The 19,784-nt window shown below is 58.9% G+C and carries 20 protein-coding genes; 5 read left to right on the top strand and 15 right to left on the bottom strand.

Features of this window, described 5'->3' with window-relative positions:
- Positions 1-19 precede the first annotated feature (19 nt).
- On the bottom strand, positions 20-559 hold the full coding sequence (locus ACP7EE_RS26130; protein WP_420647788.1) for a YaeQ family protein: 540 nt from the start codon (positions 557-559) through the stop codon (positions 20-22).
- 146 nt (positions 560-705) lie between these two features.
- Here ACP7EE_RS26130 and ACP7EE_RS26125 point away from each other — a divergent pair, with 146 nt between their 5' ends.
- Complete coding sequence (locus ACP7EE_RS26125; protein WP_426237813.1) at positions 706-1,905, top strand: CaiB/BaiF CoA transferase family protein; 1,200 nt, start codon at positions 706-708, stop codon at positions 1,903-1,905.
- Positions 1,853-2,812: a TIGR02285 family protein gene (locus tag ACP7EE_RS26120; protein ID WP_420647786.1), complete on the top strand. Its 960-nt coding sequence runs from the start codon at positions 1,853-1,855 to the stop codon at positions 2,810-2,812. Before ACP7EE_RS26125 ends, ACP7EE_RS26120 begins: the two co-directional genes overlap by 53 nt.
- 174 nt (positions 2,813-2,986) lie before the next feature.
- Here the strand turns inward: ACP7EE_RS26120 and ACP7EE_RS26115 are convergent, their stop codons facing one another.
- From ACP7EE_RS26115 to ffh, 12 genes are all read right to left on the bottom strand, one after another.
- Positions 2,987-3,268 carry a DUF3509 domain-containing protein gene (locus ACP7EE_RS26115; RefSeq protein WP_420647785.1) on the bottom strand — a complete coding sequence of 94 codons (282 nt, stop codon included), beginning with the start codon at positions 3,266-3,268 and terminating at the stop codon, positions 2,987-2,989.
- 158 nt (positions 3,269-3,426) lie between these two features.
- Positions 3,427-3,834: a response regulator gene (locus tag ACP7EE_RS26110; protein WP_426202270.1), complete on the bottom strand. Its 408-nt coding sequence runs from the start codon at positions 3,832-3,834 to the stop codon at positions 3,427-3,429.
- Between the two features lie 118 nt (positions 3,835-3,952).
- Positions 3,953-5,326, bottom strand: a complete 1,374-nt coding sequence (locus tag ACP7EE_RS26105; RefSeq protein ID WP_426237811.1) for a transporter substrate-binding domain-containing protein — start codon at positions 5,324-5,326, stop codon at positions 3,953-3,955.
- Positions 5,327-5,446: 120 nt separating this feature from the next.
- Positions 5,447-6,856 (bottom strand): threonine synthase, encoded by a 1,410-nt coding sequence (thrC, locus tag ACP7EE_RS26100; RefSeq protein WP_426237809.1) that lies wholly within the window; start codon positions 6,854-6,856, stop codon positions 5,447-5,449.
- Between the two features lie 66 nt (positions 6,857-6,922).
- Positions 6,923-8,227, bottom strand: a complete 1,305-nt coding sequence (locus tag ACP7EE_RS26095) for a homoserine dehydrogenase (protein ID WP_426237807.1) — start codon at positions 8,225-8,227, stop codon at positions 6,923-6,925.
- A 131-nt stretch (positions 8,228-8,358) separates the two neighbouring features.
- Entirely contained in the window at positions 8,359-9,090 is a 732-nt protein-coding gene (dsbC, locus tag ACP7EE_RS26090) for a bifunctional protein-disulfide isomerase/oxidoreductase DsbC (RefSeq protein ID WP_426202278.1), read from the bottom strand.
- A 143-nt stretch (positions 9,091-9,233) separates the two neighbouring features.
- Positions 9,234-10,130, bottom strand: a complete 897-nt coding sequence (gene xerD, locus ACP7EE_RS26085; protein WP_426237805.1) for a site-specific tyrosine recombinase XerD — start codon at positions 10,128-10,130, stop codon at positions 9,234-9,236.
- Between the two features lie 100 nt (positions 10,131-10,230).
- Complete coding sequence (gene rplS / locus ACP7EE_RS26080) at positions 10,231-10,581, bottom strand: 50S ribosomal protein L19 (RefSeq protein ID WP_003175895.1); 351 nt, start codon at positions 10,579-10,581, stop codon at positions 10,231-10,233.
- Positions 10,582-10,626: 45 nt separating this feature from the next.
- Positions 10,627-11,379: a tRNA (guanosine(37)-N1)-methyltransferase TrmD gene (gene trmD, locus ACP7EE_RS26075; protein ID WP_426202281.1), complete on the bottom strand. Its 753-nt coding sequence runs from the start codon at positions 11,377-11,379 to the stop codon at positions 10,627-10,629.
- 2 nt (positions 11,380-11,381) lie between these two features.
- Positions 11,382-11,918, bottom strand: a complete 537-nt coding sequence (rimM, locus tag ACP7EE_RS26070) for a ribosome maturation factor RimM (protein WP_420647777.1) — start codon at positions 11,916-11,918, stop codon at positions 11,382-11,384.
- 5 nt (positions 11,919-11,923) lie between these two features.
- Positions 11,924-12,175, bottom strand: coding sequence for a 30S ribosomal protein S16 (rpsP, locus tag ACP7EE_RS26065; RefSeq protein WP_010463010.1), 252 nt, complete (start codon positions 12,173-12,175; stop codon positions 11,924-11,926).
- Between the two features lie 249 nt (positions 12,176-12,424).
- The gene (ffh, locus tag ACP7EE_RS26060; protein ID WP_420647776.1) at positions 12,425-13,801 is read right to left on the bottom strand and encodes a signal recognition particle protein; all 1,377 of its coding nucleotides are present in this window, start codon (positions 13,799-13,801) and stop codon (positions 12,425-12,427) included.
- 210 nt (positions 13,802-14,011) lie between these two features.
- Here ffh and ACP7EE_RS26055 point away from each other — a divergent pair, with 210 nt between their 5' ends.
- From ACP7EE_RS26055 to ACP7EE_RS26045, 3 genes are all read left to right on the top strand, one after another.
- Positions 14,012-14,824, top strand: a complete 813-nt coding sequence (locus ACP7EE_RS26055) for a cytochrome C assembly family protein (protein ID WP_426202284.1) — start codon at positions 14,012-14,014, stop codon at positions 14,822-14,824.
- A gap of 12 nt (positions 14,825-14,836) precedes the next feature.
- Positions 14,837-16,081 (top strand): transporter associated domain-containing protein, encoded by a 1,245-nt coding sequence (locus tag ACP7EE_RS26050; protein ID WP_426237802.1) that lies wholly within the window; start codon positions 14,837-14,839, stop codon positions 16,079-16,081.
- Positions 16,082-16,315: 234 nt separating this feature from the next.
- Positions 16,316-17,632: an MFS transporter gene (locus ACP7EE_RS26045; RefSeq protein WP_426237800.1), complete on the top strand. Its 1,317-nt coding sequence runs from the start codon at positions 16,316-16,318 to the stop codon at positions 17,630-17,632.
- A 128-nt stretch (positions 17,633-17,760) separates the two neighbouring features.
- Here the strand turns inward: ACP7EE_RS26045 and purT are convergent, their stop codons facing one another.
- Both purT and ACP7EE_RS26035 read right to left on the bottom strand, forming a co-directional pair.
- On the bottom strand, positions 17,761-18,942 hold the full coding sequence (gene purT, locus ACP7EE_RS26040; RefSeq protein WP_426237798.1) for a formate-dependent phosphoribosylglycinamide formyltransferase: 1,182 nt from the start codon (positions 18,940-18,942) through the stop codon (positions 17,761-17,763).
- Positions 18,943-19,043: 101 nt separating this feature from the next.
- Positions 19,044-19,511: a preQ0 transporter gene (locus tag ACP7EE_RS26035; RefSeq protein ID WP_426202290.1), complete on the bottom strand. Its 468-nt coding sequence runs from the start codon at positions 19,509-19,511 to the stop codon at positions 19,044-19,046.
- Between the last annotated feature and the right edge of the window lie 273 nt (positions 19,512-19,784).

The raw sequence follows: 19,784 nt of genomic DNA, 5'->3' as shown, positions 1-19,784 counted from the left end.
AATCGGCGGTGCTGCGGACTCAGCGCTCGCCTTGCAGCCAGTTGAGCTGGACTTCGTGCTGACCACGGTCGTCGGTGACGAAAATCGTTCCTTCGCTGATCATCACGTCCCACTTGATAACGCGGGGCATGTCCTTGGCCAGGGTTTCCAGCACTTCCTGCGGCACGGATGCAATGTTGACGTTCTTCAGATTCTTGATCGCCGGAATCACCTTGGTTTCCCACACGCGCAGGCTGCCGTAAGCCAACAGGCTGGTGCGTTCGGTGCGACGCGAGCACCAGGTCAGGCGATCAGAATCAGGCTGGCCGACTTCGATCCAGTGCAGAACGCGGTCGTCCAGGCTCTTTTCCCACAGCGCAGGTTCATCCACGTCCGACAGACCACGACCGAAAGACAGTTGCTCGTTGTACCAGAGCGCGTAGGCCAACAGGCGCACAGTCATGCGTTCTTCGGTCTCCGAAGGGTGACGGGCGATGGTCTGCTTGACGCTCTCGTAGACGCTGCGGTCGAGGTCGGTGAGGTTCAGTTCGAATTTATAGGTGGTGGACGGCTGGGCCATGAACGGGCTTCTAGATACGGAGAAAGTCGGCAAGTCTAACCGATGCCGTAGGCAATCAACCAATTGATGGCGATCATCCTTGCACGACTGACAGCCGGCTATGTTAAAACTCTGTATCCGCTCAGCCTTGTCCTACAGGATCTCGCATGCCGTTCGCCAACAAACCGCTCAGCGGTCTGAAAGTCATTGAATTGGGCACCTTGATTGCCGGCCCGTTTGCTTCGCGCATCTGCGGCGAATTCGGCGCCGAAGTGATCAAGATCGAATCGCCGGACGGCGGCGACCCGCTGCGCAAATGGCGCAAGTTGTATGAAGGCACCTCGTTGTGGTGGTTTGTTCAGGCGCGCAACAAGAAGTCGCTGACCCTCAACCTCAAGCACCCGGATGGGCTGGCGATCCTCAAACAATTGCTCGCCGACGCCGACATCCTGATCGAGAACTTTCGCCCCGGCGTGCTGGAAAAACTCGGCCTGAGCTGGGAAACCCTCCACGCGCTGAATCCGAAACTGGTCATGGTGCGGCTATCCGGTTTCGGCCAGACCGGGCCGATGAAGGATCAACCGGGGTTCGGCGCCGTCGGCGAATCCATGGGCGGCCTGCGCTACATCACGGGCTTCGAAGATCGCCCGCCGGTGCGCACCGGGATTTCCATCGGCGATTCGATTGCGGCGTTGTGGGGCGTGATTGGTGCGTTGATGGCGCTGCGTCATCGCGAGGTCAACGGTGGTCTTGGCCAGGTGGTTGACGTGGCATTGTACGAAGCGATCTTCGCCATGATGGAAAGCATGGTTCCGGAGTTCGATGTGTTCGGTTTTATCCGCGAGCGTACGGGCAACATCATGCCGGGCATTACGCCGTCGTCGATTCACACCAGTGCCGACGGCAAGCATGTGCAGATCGGCGCCAACGGTGATGCGATCTTCAAACGCTTCATGCTGATCATCGGCCGCGAAGATCTGGCCAATGATCCGACGCTGGCCAGCAACGATGGACGTGATCTGCGCCGCGACGAGTTGTACGGGGTGATCGATCGCTGGGTCAATTCGCTGCCGCTGCAAAACGTGCTGGACCTGCTGAATCAAGCCGAAGTGCCGGCCAGCCGGATCTTCAGCGCCGAGGACATGTTCAGCGATCCGCAGTATCTGGCCCGGGAAATGCTTTTACAGGCCAAGCTGCCGGACGGCAAACCCTTCAAGATGCCGGGAATCGTGCCGAAACTCTCTGATACACCCGGCACCTCCGAATGGGTCGGACCGCAATTGGGTGAGCACAACGCGCAGGTACTTCACGATCTTGGCTACGACGAACAGCAGATCGCCAAATTGCGCCAAGACGGAGCCATTTAAGCTGACCTCCCCGCAGCCATCGGCCAACAACCGCGCTCACCACTGGTGGACGTGGCGCTTGTTCGGCCTGCTTTTCCTGTTGACGCTACCGAGTTGGGCGCAGGCGAAACCGACCTTGATCTGGTTGTTGCGCGACCTGCCGCCATTGACGATTTTCGAAGGCCCGAAAAAAGGTCAGGGCGTAATCGATCAATTGATGCCGATGCTGATTGCCGGCATGCCGCAGTACGAACACAGCCTGATGCGGGTCAATCGCGCCCGCGGTCTGCAAATGCTCCACGAAGCCTCTTTCACTTGCGACCCGTCGCTGATGTACAGCCAAGAACGCGCACAATGGATTGCCTTCTCGATTCCGGCGTTTCGCGCCGTCACCAATGGCGTGGTGATTCGCAAGAAGGACAGCGCTGTGCTCAGTCCTTTTCTGGTTGATGGAGAAGTGAATCTCGCGGCATATCTAGCTGATGGCGAGAAAAAAATCGGAGTGGTCGCCGAGCGCAGTTACGGAGAGGTCATCGACAATTTGCTACGCCAGGCACCGGCTGATGCGCTGACCAGGCATTACGGCAATGATGCGCTGAGCAACTTGCTGTCCATGCAACGCCTCGGCCGCTTGCAAATGGTTCTGGGGTACTGGTCGGAAATCCGCTATCAGGCGCATCAGGCAGAAATCGCCGAAAACGAGCTGGAATTCTTTCCGATTCGCGGCACGGCCAAATATCAGTCGGGACATGTCGGTTGTTCCGACACTGCCCAGGGCCGGCAGGCGATCAATGAGATCAATCAACTGCTGCGCACCCTGCCCCATGAACATCTGAATCAGCTTTACGCCGACTGGCTCGACCCCAAGATGCGCGCGGATTATCTGGAGCAGGCGCGGATTTTCTTCCAGCAACAAGCCGAACAGTGAAATCCGGGCAAAAAGAAACCCCGAGAAGTGGGGAGACGACTCGGGGTTAAACGTGGCCTATATCAAAGACCCGTAACAGCAAGCGACAAGCACCGGAGCACAATGCTTGATCCTGCTGTTACGAATTCTGACTGACCTTGGTGCAGGAAGGTTCCCACAAAAAACAAATCGCTTTCAGAGCACCGGACGCTTGTCCGCGGCCGCATTACGCAACGCCGCGATCACACAGGGCTCCAGCCGTCCTTCGGCGATCAGCACGTCGCGGTGCAGTCCGTCGACCACATCGGTCAACTGGCGTTTGTCGCTCAACTGCGCCTGGTTGAATTCGCGTTCCACCACGATGGCGCCGCTCCCGTTCTTCAGGGTCACCAGGCATTCGCCTTGCAGACCGCGCGGGGTCAACGTCACCTGATACGGGCTCAGAGCCTCACCGAGCAATAGATTGATACTTTCCATCTCGATCTCCACTCAATAGTCCGAAAACACAGTGCCATGGGCGTGTCCACAGTAAATGACCACCGGCCGGAGAAGAAAGTTCTGCCTGCCTCTGCGTGAAGAGTCACCGGTCTGTCAGAGCATGCATGGTGAACATGACAGAGAAATAACCAATGCTCTCAGACTTCGAGCGGATCTCGGGTGGACGCCAGGTAGTCGTCCAGCAGATCTCTCATCAACACCGCGGAGACCGGAGTGTGCAGGCGCCCGAGAAGGCTGATTCGGTGCTCGCGCAGGAACAGCTCAAGATCCGCGATCAGGCTCTGGGCTACCGGACCCAACAGAATCAACGCCAACGCCTGGTGTTGCGCGCTCAGGTGCTGGATCAGGGCCAATCCGTCACCACCCTTGATCTGTGGATTGCAGATCGCGATATCGACGGTTCCGCGACGTGCCAGCGCGCGTTTGGCCGAGGTCAGCGACGGCGCGGTCAGTACGTTGTAGATACCGATGGCATTGAGCATCTGATGCAACGCCATCAACTGAAACGGGTTGGGTTCAAGAATCAGGATTTTGAGCGAACGCATTGGACGGCCCCTGGAACGACAATTGCGCAATCTCTGCGCACTTGCCAATCACTCTAGGGCAGTCGTCTTCAGCCTCCCATCAGAAAAGTAGCCGCGCCTTATAGGACTTTTCCTATCTTCAATGCGGACATTTGCACCCGCTATCGGCGCGGCGCTGGCTGATGTCTGTCCAGCCGCCAAGTAAACCGCGCAATTTTCCATCAGCGCTGTAAAACGGCACCGTCCACTGGTAGATGTGCCGCGGGCCGCTCTTGAACAGCAACTGACGCTGACTGAAACGGGTTTTGCGCGTGTGCAGCTGCGCCATGAATTCATCATGCAACATCAAGGCTGTGGCTTTGGGCATTGCATCGATCTCAAACAGCATTCGTCCCTGCACTTGTTCCAGGCGAACCGAGAGCGCCTCTTCATAGCTGCGATTGCACATGACCAATCGGCCTTGCAAATCACGCACAAACACCGGATCGGGCATCGCGTCGATCAGTGCGCTCTGGAAAGCCAACTGATCGCCCAGACCCTTTTCCGCCTCGCGGCGGTGCTTTATCTCAGCTGCCAGGCGACGGTTCCACAGCAGAGACAGCAGCCCGAATACCCCAAGCACGCCCATCGCCCAGCATCCCAATTTGATTACCCGCTCCCAGATCGAAGGGGTCGGCACCGGTGAAACACCGTCCAGCCATTTCAGGCGAATGGCGCGCAGTTCGGCCGCAGAAAAAGCCCCCAGCGCCTTGTTGAGAATGCTCAACAGCTCGGGCATGCCCTTGCGCACAGAAAGATGATCGGCCTCCCACTTGCCCTCCACCAGACCACCGACCTTGAGCAGGCCAGAAGGGAACAGCTGCGCCCCGATCTCGTTTTCGATGGTGGCGTAAGCCTCGCCGCTTTCGACCAGTGCCCGAGCCTCGGCGTGAGTCTTCACCGAGAGAATCTGAATCGACGGATAATCGCGGCGGATCGAGTGCTCGAGCGCATGCCTGGCCGGTAGCACCAGCACGCGCTTGGCCAGTTCGCCCAGCGAGTGCACCGCCGGCTCGCCCGCTCGCCAGACAAACACCCAGCCCGCGCCGCCGAACGCATGGCTGAAATCCAGAAACGCCTTGCGCTCATCGTTCACCGCCAGCGTGGTGCTGATATCAGCCTGGCCACTTTGCAGCTGTTCGAGCATGTGATGGGTGGAAAACGACTCTTGATGCACAAACTGCAGCCCGGTCATGGCGCTGATGCGTTTGAGCAGATCGTCATTCAAACCGCTCCACTGACCACGCTCATCCTGAAACAGATACAGCGGATATTGCAGTGAGGCGACCGTAACCCGCGGATTGTCGCGAATCCACTGACGCTCCTGTGCATCCAGTTCAATGGGTTGGATGTTCATCTCCACTTCATCGGCGCGCATCGCCAGTTGCGCTGCCTGCGCCCCCTGCATGAATCCCCACAGGCCCAACAAAAACAACCAGACCAGCGCTGGTTTGACTCCTGAATAAAACCGCATTGCCACTTCCTTCGTGATCGACTCACCCGTCCTTCGTGGGCGAAAACGCGAGCAGTGTGGCATGCAAAAACAACAAAGCCCGTCAGGAGACGGGCTTCAAAATGTGACAGGTTTGCGGGCTTAAAGTGGCTTGCCGCGGTTGCCATGCTGACTGACAAAGGCCTGCACGGCTTTCAGCTCGTTTGGCAGAACGGTGCAGCGCTCTTGTCTCTCAAACAAATCAGAAAGATGTGCAGGTAGTTCGAGAGCTTTTCCTACGCCAGCTTTCTCCACCGCGTCCGGGAATTTGACCGGATGCGCGGTGCCGAGGATCACCATCGGGATATCCAGGCTGCGACGGCATTCGCGCGCAGCCCTGACACCAATAGCGGTGTGCGGATCCAGCACTTCACCGGTCTGCTCGTAAACCTCGGCAATGGTTTCGCAGGTTTGCGCGTCGTCTACTGCCAGCGAATCGAACAACTTGCGCGCTTCGGTCCAGCGTTCCTGCTCGACGCTGAAACCGCCACCCTGCTTGAACGAATCCATCAGCCCGGCAATCGCCGCACCGTTGCGACCATGCAGGTCGAACAGCAGACGTTCGAAGTTCGACGAAACCATGATGTCCATCGACGGCGACAGCGTCGCGTGCAAGGTTTCCTTGACGTACTGATTGCCGCTCATGAAGCGGTGCAGGATGTCATTGCGGTTGGTGGCGACGATCAACTGGTTGATCGGCAGGCCCATGTTGCGCGCCAGGTAGCCGGCGAAAATGTCGCCGAAGTTGCCGGTCGGCACCGAAAACGAAACCGAACGTGCCGGGCCGCCGAGTTGCAGCGATGCGTGGAAGTAATAAACGATCTGGGCCATGATCCGCGCCCAGTTGATCGAATTCACCGCCACCAGACGCGTGCCCTTGAGGAAACTCTGGTCGGCGAAGCTGTTCTTGACCATTTCCTGGCAGTCATCGAAGTTGCCTTCGATGGCGATGTTGTGGATGTTCTCACCAAAAATCGTGGTCATCTGCCGACGCTGCACTTCCGAGACACGGTTGTGCGGGTGCAGGATGAAGATGTCGACGTTTTCGCAGTGCTTGCAGCCTTCGATGGCGGCCGAACCGGTATCACCAGAGGTCGCGCCGACAATCACCACGCGCTCACCGCGCTTTTCCAGCACGTAGTCGAGCAAACGACCGAGCAGTTGCAGGGCGAAGTCCTTGAACGCCAGGGTCGGGCCGTGGAACAGCTCGAGTACCCATTCGTTGCCATTCAGCTGACGCAGCGGTGCAACGGCGCTGTGCGCAAACACGCCGTAGGTTTCTTCAAGAATCTTTTTGAAATCGGCGTCGGGGATGCTGCCGGTGACGAACGGGCGCATAACGCGAAAGGCCAGCTCGTGATACGGCAGGCCGGCCCAGGAAGCGATTTCTTCCTGAGTAAAACGTGGCAGGACTTCCGGGACGTACAGACCGCCGTCGGTAGCGAGACCGGCCAGCAGGACATCTTCGAAATTCAGGGCCGGTGCCTGGCCGCGGGTGCTGATGTAGCGCATGACTGACTCCAATGGACAGTGTCCGTTGTGCCGGGCCTGCGCGCAGGCCCGGTGAACGATATCGACTTAGTTCAGGTGCTCGACGCGGATCCGCACAACCGGACCGACCACGCCGGCCAACGCTTCGAGGGCTGCGATCGCATCGTTGATGTGCTGCTCGAGCACGCGATGGGTCAGCAGGATCATTGGCACCAGGCCGTCGTGTTCTTCGACTTCCTTCTGCATGATCGACTCGATGTTGATACCGCGCTCCGACAGAATGCTTGCCACCTGAGCCAGTACGCCCGGATGGTCCTTGGCCTGAATGCGCAGGTAGTAGGCGCTTTCGCAGGCTTCGATTGGCAGGATCGGATGCGCCGACAGCGAGTCCGGCTGGAAGGCCAGGTGCGGTACGCGGTTTTCCGGGTCGGAGGTCATGGCGCGAACCACGTCCACCAGGTCGGCGATTACCGACGAAGCCGTTGGCTCCATGCCGGCGCCGGCACCGTAGAACAGCGTCGAACCGGCAGCGTCACCGTTGACCATCACTGCGTTCATCACGCCGTTGACGTTGGCGATCAGACGATCGGCCGGGATCAGCGTCGGGTGTACGCGCAACTCGATACCGCTGGCGGTGCTGCGCGCCACGCCGAGGTGCTTGATGCGGTAGCCCAGCGCTTCGGCGTAGTTGACGTCAGCGGTGGTCAGCTTGGTGATGCCTTCGGTGTAAGCCTTGTCGAATTGCAGCGGAATGCCGAACGCGATCGAAGCCAGAATCGTCAGCTTGTGCGCCGCGTCGATGCCTTCAACGTCGAAGGTCGGATCGGCTTCGGCGTAACCCAGCGCTTGCGCCTCGGCCAGCACGTCTTCGAAGGTGCGACCCTTCTCGCGCATCTCGGTGAGGATGAAGTTGCCGGTGCCGTTGATGATGCCGGCGACCCAGTTGATGCGGTTGGCGGACAGGCCTTCACGGATCGCCTTGATCACCGGAATGCCACCGGCCACAGCCGCTTCGAACGCCACGATCACGCCTTTCTCGCGTGCCTTGGCGAAAATTTCATTACCGTGAACGGCAATCAGAGCCTTGTTCGCGGTGACCACATGCTTGCCATTCTCGATGGCCTTGAGTACCAGCTCGCGGGCGACGGTGTAGCCGCCGACCAGCTCTATGACGATGTCGATCTCAGGGTTCGTGGCCACTTCGAAGACATCGTTGGTAATCGCAATACCGGTCGTCTGGAACTGAGGCTTTGGCGTGCGCATGGCAATTTGTGCCACTTCGATTCCACGCCCGGCACGACGAGCAATTTCCTCGGCGTTGCGCTGAAGTACGTTGAAGGTTCCGCCACCGACGGTCCCTAACCCACAGATGCCTACTTTGACCGGTTTCACTGTGAACTCCCCATAAAACGGCCGACGCAAGGCCGGCCGTGAAAACAGCCGCAGGTTCGCGGCTCTCTATTGATGGCCCGGCAAGGTTGCTACCGGACCACGCTCGTCACGGCTGAGCGTGACGATGCGAATTACTTCGCGCCCAGCGCCAGTTTGGCGACTTGTGGCGCAGGCTGGTAGCCCGGAATCACTTGTCCGTCAGCCAAAACGATGGCCGGTGTGCCGTTCACGCCAATCGACTGACCGAGGGCGAACTGCCTGGAAACCGGGTTTTCGCACTTGGCGGCCTTGATTTCCTTGCCATCGACCATTTTGTCCATGGCAGCTTTCTTGTCTTTCGAGCACCACACAGCCTGCAGTTGCTCGTCACCCGGCGAACCCAGGCCCTGGCGCGGGAACGCCACGTAGCGCACTTCGATGCCGCGCTTGTTCAGTTCCGGCACTTCGGCGTGCAGTTTGTGGCAGTACGGGCAAGTGGTGTCGGTGAACACGGTGATGTGCGATTTGGTTTCGCCCACAGCCGGGTAGACCACGGTTTCGGCAACCGGGATTGCGTTGACCAGTTTCGACACGCCCAGACGCTCGGTTTTCTCAGTCAGGTTGACCGGTTTACCGTCCTTGAGCTGAAACATGTTGCCCTGAACGATGTACTGGCCATCGGCGCTGGCATAAAGCACGCGACTGCCTTGGAGTCTGACTTCGTACAGACCCGACAACGGGCTGGCAGAAATGCTTTCTACCGGGACTTCGAGCTGGAGGTTTTCCAGGCTTTTACGGATGGCTTTGTCGGCCGCATCATCGGCGACGGCAAAGGTGCTGACCAACGCAATGGCTGCGGCGGCGAAAATCTGGGTCAGACGCATGTGAACTCCTGAAGGCGGACAAATGGAACAGTCAGAACGCCCGTGCCGGAACACCGGGTCATAACCGCCCATCGTGCAAACCGGCAAAGCCTACCACAGAAGGCTGGCAGGGCCGAATGCGCCGGTTGTAAGACATTTCTGTATCAGCCGCGCGGGTGGTGTTTGGCGTGCAGATCCTGCAACCGCGCCCGGGCGACATGGGTGTAGATCTGCGTGGTTGATAGATCACTGTGACCGAGCAGCATCTGTACCACGCGCAAATCGGCACCGTGGTTGAGCAAATGTGTGGCAAACGCGTGGCGCAAGGAGTGCGGCGACAGCGACTTGCCGATCCCCGCGACCTTGGCCTGATGCTTGATGCGGTGCCAGAAAGTCTGCCGCGTCATCTGTTCCCCGCGCTGGCTGGGAAACATTACATCGCTCGGGCGCCCGCCAAGCAGCTCGGCGCGCCCGTCGCGCAAGTAACGTTCGACCCACACAATCGCTTCCTCGCCCATCGGCACCAGCCGTTCCTTGCTGCCCTTGCCCATCACCCGCAACACGCCCTGGCGCAGGTTGACCTGCTCCAGCGTCAGACTGATCAACTCGGTCACGCGCAAACCGCAGGCATACAGAACCTCGAGCATGGCGCGGTCACGCTGGCCGATGGCTTCGCTCAGATCCGGCGCTTTCAACAAGGCTTCGACATCCGCTTCCGACAGCGATTTGGGCAACGGCCTACCCAACTGAGGCATATCGATGCGCAAGGTCGGATCGACAGCGATCAATTTTTCCCGTAGCAGATAGCGATAAAAGCCACGCACACCGGAGAGAAATCGCGCGGTGGACCGCGGTTTGTAGTTCTGCTCCAGACGCCACGCCAGGTGATCGAGGATCAGCTCACGTCCAGCGTCGGCCAGTTCAAGATTTTTCTCCTGCAACCAGCCGTTGAATAAAGCGAGATCGCTGCGGTAGGCGCCGCGCGTGTTGTCGGACAGGCCCTTTTCCAGCCACAGGGCGTCGAGAAACTGGTCAATCAGCGGATGGTCGATAGCGGGCATCGGAAACTCAGGCAAACCGGCAATTACGGCTACGGAAGATAAATCGCGGGCAACAAAAAAGCAGCCCGTAGGCTGCTTTTTTCTGCATCGGAAGCTGGACTTAAGCCAGTTTTTCCTTGATGCGAGCTGCTTTACCCGACAGATCGCGCAGGTAGTACAGCTTGGCTTTACGTACGTCACCGCGACGTTTGACAGCCATGCTGTCGATTTGCGGCGAGTAGGTCTGGAACGTACGTTCTACGCCAACACCGTTGGAGATTTTACGAACGGTGAATGCACTGTTCACGCCGCGGTTACGCTTGGCGATTACAACGCCTTCGAACGCTTGCAGACGGGAACGGTCGCCTTCCTTCACTTTAACCTGAACGACAATGGTGTCGCCCGGGGCAAAGGTAGGGATTTCTTTGGTCATCTGCTCTGCTTCGAGTGCAAGGATGATTTTGTTAGTCATGCTGTGCTCCTAAGGTAAGTCGTCGGACTTACCATCGATACGTTGTTAACTATCGTCCCGCTCGCGGATGTATTCCTCGAGCAGCTTCTTCTCTTCTCCAGAAAGCGAGCGGCTTTCCAGAAGATCGGCGCGTCGTTCATAGGTCCGACCAAGGGACTGCTGTAAACGCCAACGCCGGATGTGCGCGTGATTGCCACTTAGCAACACGTCGGGAACACGCTGATCCGCATACACCTCAGGTCGGGTGTAGTGCGGGCAATCCAGCAAACCATCCGTAAAGGAATCTTCCTCGGCGGAGTCCGCATGCCCTAAAGCTCCAGGCAGCAGCCGTGTAACCGCATCGATCAGGACCATCGCCGGCAGCTCGCCGCCAGACAGTACATAGTCGCCAATCGACCACTCTTCATCGACATGAGCATCAATAAAACGCTCGTCAATGCCTTCATAGCGGCCGGCAATCAGGATCAACGCATCCTCTTTTGCCAGTTCGCGTACCGCCGACTGATTCAGTTGACGGCCTTGGGGGGACAGGTAAATCACCTTCGCCGCCTCCCCGGCTGCTGCCTTGGCCTGAGCCAGAGCATCTTCCAGGGGTTTGATCTTCATCACCATGCCCGGACCACCGCCAAACGGGCGATCGTCCACAGTGTGATGCCGATCCGTCGTGTAATCCCGCGGATTCCAACAGGTCAGCTGCAAGAGCCCCTGTTTGACCGCTCGACTGGTGATGCCGTAGTCGCCGATGGCGGAAAACATCTCGGGAAACAAACTGATCACTTCTACGCGCAAATTAGCCACGTTTAGAAGTCCGCGTCCCAATCCACCTTCATCTCGCCCGCTGCCAGGTCGATGGCCAACACGCATTGCTCCGTATAGGGCAACAGGCGTTCGCGATCATCCAGGCTGCCAGCGCAAGGCTTGACTACCATGACATCGTTGGAGCCGGTTTCGAGCAAGTGATCGATTTTCCCGAGCAATTGCCCGAGTGTGTCGATGACCTTCAGACCTTCAAGCTGGTACCAGTAGTACTCACCATCGGTCAGATCAGGGAACAGATTGCGCGGCACGCAGATCTCATAACCGGCCAGAAGACGAGCTTCTTCACGATCATCAAGACCCTTGAGCTTTGCGACCAGGAATTTGTCATTCCCGCGTCCGCTGACCAGCTCTACCTGTTTCACATTACCGTCACGTTTGAGCGTCCAGGTTTTGTACTGCAACAGGTTTTCAGTTGGATCAGTAAAGGAATACACCTTCACTTCGCCGCGAACGCCATGAACAGAATAAATTTTGCCGATAACGATCAAATCATCAGCAACAGCTGGCGTCGCGTTCATATTGCTCAGGCCGCAGCCTTAGATGCATCCTTCAACAACTGAGCTACACGCTCAGAAGGTTGTGCACCAACGCTCAGCCAGTAGGCTACGCGCTCTTGGTTCACGGACAGACGAACTTCTTGACCACGAGCAACAGGGTTGAAGAAACCAACCTGTTCCTTGTGCGAACCGTCGCGCGGGTTGCGGCTGTCGGTTACGGTCAAGTGGTAAAACGGGCGCTTTTTGGAGCCGCCAAGGGCAAGACGGATTGTTAGCATGTGAACATCGTTCCTGTAGTCGGTGCTGCAAATCTAAAGGCACAGCGGGCATGGGTGCCCGAAAGGCCGCATATTCTAAGGAATATCCGGACTTTTGCAAATGCCTTTTTCCGGCGCCCTATCGAACGCCATCCGGATTTGCTATAGAGCCGTCGTTTAAAACGGCCGGTCAGCTCCCGCCGAGTGCGGGTTTGCTGTAGATCCCGCTTCCATGCGGGACTGCGCCGGTGCGACGACCGGCGAGTTCTTTTACATCTTTGGCATGCCGCCGCCGGGCAACATTCCGCCCATGCCGCGCATCATTTTGGCCATTCCGCCTTTTGCGGAGAACTTCTTCATCATCTTTTGCATCTGCTTGTGCTGCTTGATCAAGCGACCGATGTCCTGCACTTGGGTGCCGGAACCGATGGCGATCCGGCGTTTGCGCGAACCGCTGATCAGCTCAGGGTCGCGGCGCTCGGCCGGGGTCATCGAGTTGATGATGGCTTCCATCTGCTTGAATTGCTTCTCTGCTGCAGTCTGAGCATTGCCCATTTGCGACAGATTGACGCCGCCGATGCTCGGCAGTTTGTCCATGAGTCCGCCGAGGCCGCCCATGTTCTTCATCTGTTGCAGCTGATCGCGGAAGTCTTCGAGGTCGAAGCCTTTACCTTTCTTCAGCTTTTTGGCCAGTTTGTCGGCCTTGTCTTTATCGAGGGTCGCTTCGGCCTGTTCGATCAGGCTGAGCACGTCGCCCATGCCGAGAATCCGCGAGGCGATCCGCTCCGGGTGGAACGGTTCGAGCGCTTCGCTCTTCTCGCCCATACCGATGAACTTGATCGGCTTGCCGGTGATGGCGCGTACCGACAGTGCGGCACCGCCACGGGCGTCGCCATCGACCTTGGTCAGGATCACACCGGTCAGCGGCAGTGCATCACCGAAGGCCTTGGCCGTGTTGGCGGCGTCCTGACCGGTCATGGCGTCAACCACGAACAGGGTTTCGACCGGGTTGATCGCGGCGTGCAACGCCTTGATCTCGCCCATCATCTCTTCGTCGATGTGCAGGCGACCGGCGGTATCGACGATGACCACATCGATGAATTTGAGTTTTGCTTCTTTAATAGCCGCGTTGGCGATGTCGACCGGCTTCTGGCTCAGGTCGGACGGGAAGAAGGTCACACCAACTTCACCGGCCAGCATTTCCAGCTGTTTGATTGCCGCAGGACGATAAACGTCCGCCGACACAACCATCACCGACTTCTTCTTGCGCTCTTTAAGGAAGCGCGCAAGTTTGCCGGCGGTAGTGGTTTTACCAGCACCCTGCAAACCGGCCATCAGCACGACGGCTGGCGGCACGGCGCTCAGGTTCAAGTCTTCGTTGGCCGCGCCCATCAGGCTTTCGAGTTCGGCCTGGACGATCTTCACGAACGCCTGGCCCGGCGTCAGACTGCGCGACACCTCGGTGCCGACAGCGCGCTCCTTGACCGAATTGACGAAGTCCTTGACCACCGGCAGGGCGACGTCGGCTTCGAGCAACGCCATGCGCACTTCGCGCAGGGTGTCTTTGATATTGTCCTCGGTCAGCTTGGCCTTGCCGGTGACATGGCGCAGCGTCTGCGAGAGACGGTCGGTTAAGTTTTCAAACATTGCGCGATCCTTTCAGGCCCTGTGTAGACCGGGATAATGGCGGCCCAGACCGGAATCAACATGTGCTCGGCGAGCCTGCGGCGTGGGCAGGTCGCGGATTATAGCGAAGACTGCGGCTGGCGGACACCTCGCCGTCAGTTGATGTAGTCTTTCGTGCCGTGGCGGTTCTATGCCAAACTCAACGCCTTTCGGGCTTGCCTAACAGGATTTATGCTCCCCTTGTCACCCAGCTTATTGACCACCCTCGCCGCCGCCCTTCTATACGCCGCTGCGACTCTCTATCAGGGCACCCGCCTGGCCACTGGCGCCAAGGCGAACAAGCGCCTGCTGGTTGCGCTTGGCGTGTTCGCCATCGTGGCCCACAGCGCCAGCCTGCTGACTCACCTGCTGACGCCGATCGGTCTGGGCCTGGACTTTTTCAGCGCCTCAAGCCTGATCGCTGCGGCGGTGATCGCTCTGACCCTGCTGGCCTGCTCGCGCATCCCGGTGGAAAACCTGCTGATTCTGCTGTTCCCGTTGGGTGCAGTGACGGTGTTGCTGGCGCAGTTCGCACCCACCGGCACCGTGCAGATCATCGATGAAGAGCCGGGCATCCTCGCGCATATTCTGTTGTCGATCCTTGCCTACGGCATGTTCACCATCGCGGTGTTCCAGGCGTTGCTGGTGCTGGTGCAGGATCACCAGCTCAAGCACAAACACCCCTCCGGACTGATCAAGAACTTCCCGCCGTTGCAGACCATGGAAAGCCTGCTGTTCGGCTTTCTCTGGGCCGGCTGGGCGTTGTTGTCGCTGTCGCTGATATCCGGCTGGCTGTTCGTCGAGAACCTGTTTGCCCAGCATCTGGTGCACAAGACCCTGCTGGCGTGCCTGGCATGGATCGTGTTCAGCGTGCTGCTGTGGGGCCGCAACCGTCTCGGCTGGCGCGGTCACAAAGCGATTCGCTGGACCCTCGCCGGTTTCTGCCTGCTGATGCTTGCGTATTTCGGCAGCAAACTGGTTCGTGAATACATCCTGCATATCTGACGAGCGAGATTAATGGACGCTTTGCCCATAGGGCCGATGCTCGCAGTATTCGCATTGCTGATTCTCTGGTCAGCACTGTTCACCGCAGTTGAAAGTGCACAGCAGCATTTGCTGGCGCAGCGCACCGCCTCGCGCGCCAGCGACAAACCGCTGGCCAGGTTGAGCTTTCCGCTCGCCAGCCTGATCTTCTGCAACACTCTGTGCCGCGCGCTTGCCGTAATACTGGCGACGCTGCTGGCAATCTTTCTCTGCGAAGAAAATGGCCCGTGGGCAGCCTGCCTCGGTGCTGGCGCGGTGCTATTGGTGTTCGCCGATTACTTCCCGCGCGCCCTCGCCCAGCGGTACCCGGATGCGGTGTTGTCGTTCGGCAACAGCCTGCTCGCGGTGCCGCTGAAAATCGTCTACCCCGCCGCCTGGCTGTTGAATGCTGTCAGTCGTTTGTTGCTCAAGCCGTTCTCGCGCAAGGTCGCAGTGGTGCAGCAGAGCGAAGACGAAGAGCACTCGGATCGCCATGATGACTCTGAGCATCCAGCCAGCCGCCCACACCCGGTATCGGGCATTCATGCGTTGGAAAACATCACAGTCAACGACATTCTGGTGCCCCGCAGTGAAGTCGACGGAATCAATCTCGACGACCCGATCGACGAAATCATCGAACAACTGCGCGGCAACCGCCGCACGCGCCTGCCGGTGTTTCACAGCGACATCAATCAGGTCGAAGCGGTGCTCAACACCCGGCAGATCCGCCACTTGCTGGCGGATGCCAGCCTGACCCGCGAAGCGCTGCTGTCGGCCAGTCACGAGCCGTATTTCGTGCCGGAAAGCACCCCGCTGCAACTGCAATTGCTCAACTTCCACAAGCAGCAACGGCGCTTGGGCATGGTGGTCGATGAATACGGCGAAGTGCTGGGAATCGTCACTCTCGAAGACATTCTCGAAGAAATCGTCGGCGAATTCGAAAGCGAGCACAGCCTCGACAATCCGCACATCAATCCGCAAGACGACGGGCGCATGATCATCGACGGCGCTGCTTCGATCCGCGAGTTGAACAAATGCCTCGGCTGGCACCTGCCGAGCGACGGCCCGAAGACCCTCAACGGGCTGGTGACCGAAGCGCTGGAAACCATTCCGGCCAGTGCGGTGTGCGTGAAGATCGGCCGTTATCGGCTGGAGATTCTCGAGACCGAGGATAACCGGGTGAGCAAGGTTTTGATCTGGCATACCTCGTCTGCTCAGGCACTCGCGCCGACACGCTAGATCGCCCTTGTTTGATCGTTAGGCTCCTTCCTATAATCGCGGTGCTTACCCAAGCGCCGCCGAACCGCGTGTTTACCCTGCACCCGACAGGTTCCGGCAAGTCCATCGAAGATTTCCGCTGCACTGCAACGACTGTTCCTACCGGATACAGCGCTCGCGTCTGATCCCACATCCCTGGGTGCTCGACCATAATAATTCGCTCCAACGGAGCTCATGACTGTCAGGGATCACCGCATGACGACCAGTACCGCTTACAGCGACAACGCGCCTGCCCAACCGACCAACTCCGCGACCCGCGTGGCTACGGCGAGTTTTATCGGCACGGCCATCGAGTTCTACGACTTCTACGTTTACGCCACCGCTGCTGCGCTGGTGATCGGGCCGGTGTTCTTTCCGCAGACGTCCGGCACGGCGCAGATGCTCTCGGCGTTTCTCACTTTCGGCATCGCCTTCCTCGCGCGCCCCTTGGGTTCGGCGCTTTTCGGTCATTTCGGTGACCGCATCGGGCGCAAGTCGACATTGGTCGCTTCGCTGCTGCTGATGGGCGTGTGTACGACGTTGATCGGCGTGTTGCCGGGCTACGCGACCATTGGGGCCTGGGCGCCAATTCTTCTCTGCGTGCTGCGATTCGGCCAAGGGTTGGGACTTGGCGGTGAATGGGGCGGTGCTGCTTTATTGGCTACCGAGAACGCCCCCAAGGGCAAACGCGCATGGTTCGGCATGTTCCCGCAGCTCGGCCCTTCGATTGGCTTCCTCGCTGCCACTGGTCTGTTCCTGACCCTGGCCATGACCTTGGACGACGAACAGTTCCGCAGTTGGGGCTGGCGCATTCCATTCCTGCTCAGCGCAGCCTTGGTCATGGTTGGCCTGTACGTGCGCTTGAAGCTGCATGAAACGCCAGTGTTCGCCAACGCCATCGCTCGTCAGGAACGAGTGAAAGTGCCGTTGGTCGAGCTGTTCACTCAGTATTGGGCCCCGACCCTGCTGGGCGCGGCGGCAATGGTGGTGTGCTATGCGCTGTTCTACATCTCGACGGTGTTTTCCCTGAGTTACGGGGTATCCACGCTGGGCTACAGCCGCGAAACCTTCCTCGGCTTGCTGTGCTTCGCTGTGTTGTTCATGGCGGCCGCCACACCGCTGTCGGCTTGGGCCAGCGACCGCTATGGACGCAAACCGGTACTGATCGTCGGTGGCGTGCTGGCGATTCTGTCGGGGTTTCTGATGGAACCGTTGCTGACTCAGGGATCGACCTGGGGCGTGGCGCTGTTCCTGTGCATCGAGCTGTTTCTGATGGGCGTGACATTTGCCCCGATGGGCGCGCTGCTGCCGGAGTTGTTCCCCACGCACGTGCGTTACACCGGCGCATCAGCGGCCTACAACCTCGGCGGCATTGTCGGAGCCTCGGCGGCGCCGTTCTTTGCGCAGAAACTGGTGGCGATGGGGGGTTTGAGTTACGTCGGCGGGTATGTGTCGGTGGCAGCGGTGCTCAGCCTGATTGCTGTGCTGTGCCTGAAAGAGACGCGGGATAACGACCTGAATCGGGTTGCCTGACAGACCGCCATCGTCGGATCGCCGCCCGGACCAAGCCCGCTCCCACAGGAATTTCTGTTGGTCACAAATTTTGTGTACGACAAAAAAACCTGTGGGAGCGGGCTTGCCCGCGATGGGCGCGCCTCGGTTTACAGCTCTACGACAACAGCCTGCGAAGCACGGGTGGCTTTAGCGCGAGCCAGTTCAATCGACTCATCCCGCGCCAGCGCCACACCCATGCGGCGCTGGCCATTCACTTCCGGCTTGCCAAACAGACGCAGCGCCGTGTCCGGCTCACTCAGGGCGGCTCCAAGATTGGCGAAAGCCGTCTGAGTCGACTGCCCTTCCACCAGAATCACCGCCGAAGCCGATGGGCCGAACTGACGGATCAGCGGCACCGGCAGACCGAGAATCGCCCGCGCATGCAGGGCGAACTGCGACAGATCCTGAGAAATCAAAGTCACCAGACCGGTGTCGTGCGGACGCGGCGAAACTTCGCTGAACCACACCTGATCGCCTTTGATGAACAGCTCGACGCCGAACAGACCGCGGCCACCCAACGCTTCGGTGACCGCTTTGGCAACCCGCTCGGACTCAGCCAACGCCACCGGACTCATGGCCTGTGGCTGCCAGGATTCCTGATAGTCACCCTTCTCCTGACGGTGGCCGACCGGCGCACAGAACGTAGTGCCACCAATGTGGCGTACGGTCAGCAGGGTGATTTCGTAGTCGAAATCGATGAAGCCTTCGATGATCACCCGACCTTTGCCGGCGCGCCCGCCCTCTTGCGCGTAATCCCAGGCTTTCTGCACGTCATCGGTACTGCGCAGCAGGCTCTGACCTTTGCCCGAGGAGCTCATTACCGGTTTGACCACGCACGGGAAACCCAGGTCTGCAACGGCTTTGCTGTAGTCCTCGAAGGTGTCGGCGAAGTGGTACGGTGAGGTTGGCAGGTCCAGCTCTTCCGCGGCCAGACGACGGATGCCTTCGCGGTTCATGGTCAGTTGCGCAGCGCGCGCGGTCGGGATCACGGTGAAGCCTTCAGCTTCCAGTTCGACCAGGGTCGCGGTGGCGATGGCTTCGATTTCCGGCACGATGAAATGCGGTTTCTCGGCTTCGATCACAGCACGCAGGGCGGCGCCGTCGAGCATGTTGATCACATGACTGCGATGCGCGACTTGCATGGCCGGCGCATTGGCGTAACGGTCAACGGCAATCACTTCCACGCCCAGGCGCTGCAGTTCGATTACCACTTCCTTGCCCAACTCACCACAGCCACACAGCAATACGCGGGTCGCGGTCGGCGACAATGGAGTTCCGATACGGGTCATCTGAAGGTCCTCAAGGAAGCGGATCATCGAGGAAAGCGGCGCCATGCGCGCTTTCCAGAGGGAGAAAGCGCGGCATTTTACATGAACTGCAGGGTTTGGCTTCAGCCAGCGACAGCCTGTTTGCGCTCGCGCCAGGCCATGATCAGCCAGACGGCGGTGACGCCGGCAAATTTCGAGACCAGCGCGGTGATGATCACCGGCGGGGTCAGCAAGTCGATCATGCCGAAGAAGATGAAAGTGTCGAGAGGGATGCTCAGTGCCGAACTTATCCACAAGCGATCACGCAGGGGCCGTTTAGTGATGCTGAACACCAGCCAGTCGATGCACTCGGAAACCGCGAAAGCGGTGGCGCTGGCCAAGGCAATAGACGGGTCGGACGTGATGTAAGACAGCACCAATGCCGCCAACATGGCAATGATTGCGCCGTGGCCAAAGCGGGTTTGCACCATGTCGCGCAGCACGAACACCAGACCACCCCAGGCCGACCAAATGATGTCCAGGTGGGGCGCGGTGGAAAAGGCGAAGTTGATCAGCACGACGCTGCTGATGTAGGCGATCAGGAAGAGCATGGAGGTGGCCTTGGAATTTGGCGCACAGGTTACTGGAGAGGTAGATCAAGAGCTACCCCCTCACCCCAGCCCTCTCCCTCAGGGAGAGGGGGAAAGGGAGCCGATCTCCATTGGTTTTAAAATCTGAGTTCGACTCGATAATTCAGGTCGCTGTAGTGCAGTGGTCTAATTTCCCCGGACACCCCGATAGGTGGAAAATGCATCTATCGAGGAGTTATTCATGACCAAAAAACGCAGGGCATTCGACGACAGCTTCAAGCTGCAAGTCGTGAA

Source organism: Pseudomonas sp. TWP3-2 (assembly GCF_049897765.1).
Classification (GTDB): domain Bacteria; phylum Pseudomonadota; class Gammaproteobacteria; order Pseudomonadales; family Pseudomonadaceae; genus Aquipseudomonas.
Note: the sequence above shows the minus strand (reverse complement) of the source record. Positions and strands in the feature narration are given on the sequence as shown.

What these genes read in the sequence shown, in the direction of transcription:
- rimM (WP_420647777.1), bottom strand. Translation starts at nt 11,918, where the DNA reads ATGAACGCGACGCCAGCTGTTGCTGATGATTTGATCGTTATCGGCAAA.
- dsbC (WP_426202278.1), bottom strand. Translation starts at nt 9,090, where the DNA reads ATGCGTCTGACCCAGATTTTCGCCGCCGCAGCCATTGCGTTGGTCAGC.
- purT (WP_426237798.1), bottom strand. Translation starts at nt 18,942, where the DNA reads ATGACCCGTATCGGAACTCCATTGTCGCCGACCGCGACCCGCGTATTG.
- ACP7EE_RS26105 (WP_426237811.1), bottom strand. Translation starts at nt 5,326, where the DNA reads ATGCGGTTTTATTCAGGAGTCAAACCAGCGCTGGTCTGGTTGTTTTTG.
- ACP7EE_RS26115 (WP_420647785.1), bottom strand. Translation starts at nt 3,268, where the DNA reads ATGGAAAGTATCAATCTATTGCTCGGTGAGGCTCTGAGCCCGTATCAG.
- ACP7EE_RS26050 (WP_426237802.1), top strand. Translation starts at nt 14,837, where the DNA reads ATGGACGCTTTGCCCATAGGGCCGATGCTCGCAGTATTCGCATTGCTG.
- ACP7EE_RS26125 (WP_426237813.1), top strand. Translation starts at nt 706, where the DNA reads ATGCCGTTCGCCAACAAACCGCTCAGCGGTCTGAAAGTCATTGAATTG.
- rplS (WP_003175895.1), bottom strand. Translation starts at nt 10,581, where the DNA reads ATGACTAACAAAATCATCCTTGCACTCGAAGCAGAGCAGATGACCAAA.
- ACP7EE_RS26045 (WP_426237800.1), top strand. Translation starts at nt 16,316, where the DNA reads ATGACGACCAGTACCGCTTACAGCGACAACGCGCCTGCCCAACCGACC.
- xerD (WP_426237805.1), bottom strand. Translation starts at nt 10,130, where the DNA reads ATGCCCGCTATCGACCATCCGCTGATTGACCAGTTTCTCGACGCCCTG.
- rpsP (WP_010463010.1), bottom strand. Translation starts at nt 12,175, where the DNA reads ATGCTAACAATCCGTCTTGCCCTTGGCGGCTCCAAAAAGCGCCCGTTT.
- ACP7EE_RS26130 (WP_420647788.1), bottom strand. Translation starts at nt 559, where the DNA reads ATGGCCCAGCCGTCCACCACCTATAAATTCGAACTGAACCTCACCGAC.
- thrC (WP_426237809.1), bottom strand. Translation starts at nt 6,856, where the DNA reads ATGCGCTACATCAGCACCCGCGGCCAGGCACCGGCCCTGAATTTCGAA.
- ACP7EE_RS26110 (WP_426202270.1), bottom strand. Translation starts at nt 3,834, where the DNA reads ATGCGTTCGCTCAAAATCCTGATTCTTGAACCCAACCCGTTTCAGTTG.
- ffh (WP_420647776.1), bottom strand. Translation starts at nt 13,801, where the DNA reads ATGTTTGAAAACTTAACCGACCGTCTCTCGCAGACGCTGCGCCATGTC.
- ACP7EE_RS26055 (WP_426202284.1), top strand. Translation starts at nt 14,012, where the DNA reads ATGCTCCCCTTGTCACCCAGCTTATTGACCACCCTCGCCGCCGCCCTT.
- ACP7EE_RS26035 (WP_426202290.1), bottom strand. Translation starts at nt 19,511, where the DNA reads ATGCTCTTCCTGATCGCCTACATCAGCAGCGTCGTGCTGATCAACTTC.